This is a genomic window from Pseudoalteromonas sp. S3260 (assembly GCF_005886925.1).
Classification (GTDB): Bacteria; Pseudomonadota; Gammaproteobacteria; order Enterobacterales; family Alteromonadaceae; genus Pseudoalteromonas; species Pseudoalteromonas tetraodonis.
This window is the reverse complement of the sequence record NZ_PNCV01000244.1, coordinates 1-427: the sequence shown is the minus strand read 5'-3', so window position 1 is coordinate 427 and position 427 is coordinate 1. Positions and strand designations below refer to the sequence as shown.

The window sequence follows — 427 nt, the reverse complement described above, 5'->3', positions numbered from 1 at the left end:
TACAAATAAAGTTGTCAGTATCGACAGAGCTATAAATATCACCATTAGCCGCCGCTGTTGATAATGAATACTGAGCGCAAAGCGCAAAGACGCCAGCAGCATCAGGATGGCGCCGCTGTACTGAGTTAATAAAACATAATGGCCACTGGTCAGAGCCGTAGATAGCACCAGGCATATTAGGACACTGCGCCTTTGTGGTAATTGAAACGATACTAAATCGCAGACAATAGCGATAGCAACCAGCAGCTGAGATAACCAAAACCAATCCATACTCCCTCCACTGCCGGAGTATGCCGAGTATAGGCTGGGGCCGCCTTAACCTTTGTTAATTCAATCCTAAACGAGCGCGTATCCGCGACAGACTCACGGCACTAATCCCTAAATATTTGGCCACTTGTGTAAGCGATAATTGCGCCAACCAGTGTGG

At 47.3% G+C, this 427-nt stretch carries 1 protein-coding gene; it reads right to left on the bottom strand.

Annotated elements, in window-relative coordinates:
- A partial coding sequence (locus tag CWC14_RS18330; RefSeq protein ID WP_138564314.1) for a YgjV family protein occupies positions 1–270 on the bottom strand: 270 nt, incomplete at its 3' end.
- Between the last annotated feature and the right edge of the window lie 157 nt (positions 271–427).